This is a genomic window from Streptosporangium sp. NPDC005286 (assembly GCF_040607515.1).
GTDB lineage: Bacteria > Actinomycetota > Actinomycetes > Streptosporangiales > Streptosporangiaceae > Streptosporangium.
In genome coordinates this window covers 1-3,462 of sequence record NZ_JBEXGU010000348.1, presented here as the reverse complement: position 1 = coordinate 3,462, position 3,462 = coordinate 1, and the positions used below count along the sequence as shown (strand labels likewise).

The 3,462-nt window shown below is 69.2% G+C and carries 3 protein-coding genes; 2 read left to right on the top strand and 1 reads right to left on the bottom strand.

The annotated features are described in order from the left end of the window. Nucleotides 1–104 precede the first annotated feature (104 nt). Complete coding sequence (locus tag ABZU75_RS45835; protein WP_355569687.1) at nucleotides 105–233, bottom strand: LLM class flavin-dependent oxidoreductase; 129 nt, start codon at nucleotides 231–233, stop codon at nucleotides 105–107. 445 nt (nucleotides 234–678) lie between these two features. Between ABZU75_RS45835 and ABZU75_RS45830 the strand changes: the two genes are divergently transcribed. After that, nucleotides 679–3,063, top strand: a complete 2,385-nt coding sequence (locus tag ABZU75_RS45830) for an excinuclease ABC subunit UvrA (RefSeq protein ID WP_355569684.1) — start codon at nucleotides 679–681, stop codon at nucleotides 3,061–3,063. A gap of 115 nt (nucleotides 3,064–3,178) precedes the next feature. Beyond that, nucleotides 3,179–3,462, top strand: a 284-nt coding sequence (locus ABZU75_RS45825) for a helix-turn-helix transcriptional regulator (protein ID WP_355569681.1), incomplete at its 3' end; no start/stop codon positions are given.

Genomic DNA, 3,462 nt, shown 5'->3' with positions numbered 1-3,462 from the left:
AACATCGCCGCACGCGGTGTCACAAGCTGGGCAGTGAGTCACGCTGCCTGACGCGGACCAGACCGTCGAAGCCACCGACGGCGAGGAGCTGCAAGCTCAGCCCTTCAGGGCTGAGAAGCTGACCCGATGGAGGCGAGCTCCTGCGCGGCCGTGACCGGGCGGCGGAAGGCGGGCAGCGGCGTCGCCGTGCCGAGCGTGACGCGCTCGGTCGCCGACGCGAGGGCGGCGAGCATGGCCGGCGACAGGTCCGGCACCTACCGGCACCACGCGGCGCGCGCGACGGCGGGGATGCCGCCGTGCGTGGCGAAACAGGTGACCAGACCGATCAGGAATCGAGAAGCGCGGGTCATGGAGCCGCAACTAGCCTGACCGCCATGGACATCACCATTCGCGCGAGCTTCCTCTCGCACTACGCCCCGGATGCCTCCCCGGCCTTTGGGGCCGGGCCACGCCCGCGACGTGTCCATGATCGAGATCGGCGCGCTGCCGCAGGAGCGGGGTGACCGGTTCGTCGCGCCCCCCGGCCGACACGCTGATCAGGTAGACAGCGGACCGTTGCCGCGACCGCGCCAACGAAGGAGAACCAGACATACTGCTCAAAGCTGGTCAGATCAAGCCAGGCGACGCCGATGGGGACCGTGAAGGCGACCCCGCTTAACAGATGGAGACATGATGAGTATGGCCACGGGGACGGACACGCAGTCGCCTGCGCTGCACATTGCCGACAGCCACGATCTGATCCGCGTGCAGGGCGCGCGCGGGAACAACCTCAAGGACGTCAGCGTCGAGATCCCGAAGCGCCGGCTGACGGTGTTCACCGGCGTCTCCGGCTCGGGCAAGAGCTCGCTGGTGTTCGGCACGATCGCCGCGGAGTCGCAGCGGCTGATCAACGAGACCTACAGCGCCTTCGTGCAGGGCTTCATGCCGACGCTGGCACGGCCCGAGGTCGACGTCCTCGAAGGGCTGACGACCGCGATCATCGTCGACCAGGAGCGGATGGGGGCCAACCCCCGCTCCACGGTCGGCACCGTCACCGACGCCAACGCGATGCTGCGCATCCTGTTCAGCCGGCTCGGCCGGCCGCACGTCGGCTCGCCCCAGGCCTTCTCCTTCAACGTCGCCTCCATCAGCGGAGCGGGTTCGGTCTCGTTCGAGCGCGGCGGGAAGAGTGTGAAGGAGCGGCGCGACTTCAGCATCACCGGCGGCATGTGCCCGCGCTGCGAGGGCATGGGCCGGGTCACCGACATCGACCTGTCCCAGCTCTACGACGACTCCAAGTCGCTCAACGAGGGTGCGCTCACGATCCCCGGCTACAGCATGGACGGATGGTACGGCCGGATCTTCAGCGGCTGCGGCTTCTTCGACCCCGACAAGCCGATCCGCAAGTACACCAAGGCCGAGCTCCACGACCTGGTCTACAAGGAGCCGACCAAGATCAAGGTCGACGGCATCAACCTGACGTACGAGGGCCTGGTCCCGAAGATCCAGAAGTCGATGCTGTCCAAGGACAAGGAGGCGCTGCAGTCGCACGTCCGGGCCTTTGTGGAGCGGGCGGTGACGTTCACTTCCTGTCCCGAGTGCGGCGGCACCCGGCTCAGCGAGGCGGCCCGCTCCTCCAAGATCAAGGGGATCAGCATCGCCGACGTCTGCTCGATGCAGATCAGCGACCTGGCCGACTGGGTGCGCGGTCTGGATGAGCCGTCGTTGGCGCCGCTGCTCATCGCGCTGCAGCAGTCCCTCGACTCCTTCGTGGAGATCGGGCTGGGCTACCTGTCGCTCGAGCGGCCGTCGGGCACGCTGTCGGGCGGCGAGGCACAGCGCGTCAAGATGATCCGCCACCTCGGCTCCGCGCTCACCGACACCACCTATGTTTTCGACGAGCCCACCATCGGCCTGCACCCCCATGACATCCAGCGGATGAACGACCTGCTGCTGCGGCTGCGGGACAAGGGCAACACGGTGCTCGTCGTGGAGCACAAGCCGGAGACGATCGTGATCGCCGACCACGTCGTCGACCTCGGCCCCGGCGCCGGTACGGCGGGCGGCACCGTCTGCTTCGAGGGCACCGTCGAGGGGCTGCGGGCCAGCGGCACCCTCACCGGCCGCCATTTCGACGACCGGGCCGTCGTCAAAGAGAAGGTGCGCAAGCCCACCGGCAAGCTGGAGATCCGCGGCGCGACGGCGAACAACCTGCGCGACGTCGACGTCGACATCCCGCTCGGGGTGCTCGCCGTCGTCACCGGCGTCGCCGGCTCCGGCAAGAGCTCGCTCGTGCACGGGTCGATCCCCGGCCGCGCAGGTGTGGTCGCGATCGACCAGGGCGCGATCCGCGGCTCGCGACGGAGCAACCCGGCGACCTACACCGGACTGCTCGACCCGATCCGCAAGGCGTTCGCGAAGGCCAACGGCGTGAAGCCGGCGCTGTTCAGCGCCAACTCCGAGGGCGCCTGCCCCACCTGCAAGGGCGCCGGCGTCATCTACACCGACCTGGCGATGATGGCCGGCGTCGCCACCACCTGCGAGGAGTGCGAGGGCAAGCGGTTCCAGGCATCGGTGCTGGACCACCACCTCGGCGGCCGCGACATCAGCGAGGTGCTCGCGATGTCGGTGACCGAGGCCGAGGAGTTCTTCGGCGCCGGCGAGGCGCGCACGCCGGCCGCGCACGCCATCCTCGACCGGCTCGCCGACGTCGGGCTCGGCTACCTCAGCCTCGGCCAGCCGCTCACCACGCTGTCCGGCGGCGAGCGGCAGCGGCTCAAGCTGGCCACCCACATGGCCGAGAAGGGCGGCGTCTACGTCCTCGACGAGCCGACCACGGGCCTGCACCTCGCCGACGTCGAGCAGTTGCTCGGCCTGCTCGACCGGCTCGTCGACTCCGGCAAGTCGGTCATCGTCGTCGAGCACCACCAGGCGGTCATGGCGCACGCCGACTGGATCATCGACCTCGGCCCCGGCGCCGGCCACGACGGCGGCCGGATCGTCTTCGAGGGCACACCCGCCGACCTCGTCGCCGCCCGATCCACCCTCACCGGCGAGCACCTCGCGGCCTACGTGGGTACCTGACCGAGGCCCTCGCGGACACCGTGAGACGAGTTCTCTCATCTGTTTCGACCCGTCCCGACCGGTAAAGGGGCGTGTTCAACCTTTACATACAGTCGTATGTGGCACGATCTCACAGGTGACCAGCAGACCCGCCGCGGCGCAGCGCCTGAGCGACCTCGCGCGGCTGCGCCGCGTCCGCGACCGGATCGACCGGGAGTACGCGCAGCCGCTGGATGTCGAGGCGCTCGCCCGCGGTGTGAACATGTCCGCCGGGCACCTCAGCCGCCAGTTCCGGCTCGCCTACGGCGAGTCGCCGTACTCCTATCTGATGACGCGGCGCATCGAGCGCGCGATGGCGCTGCTGCGTCGTGGCGACCTCAGCGTCACCGAGGTCTGCTTCGCGGTCGGCTGCTCGTCGCT

Bases quoted from the DNA above. Each gene is read 5' to 3' on its own strand.
- ABZU75_RS45835 (WP_355569687.1), bottom strand. From the start codon at position 233: ATGCTCGCCGCCCTCGCGTCGGCGACCGAGCGCGTCACGCTCGGCACG.
- ABZU75_RS45830 (WP_355569684.1), top strand. From the start codon at position 679: ATGGCCACGGGGACGGACACGCAGTCGCCTGCGCTGCACATTGCCGAC.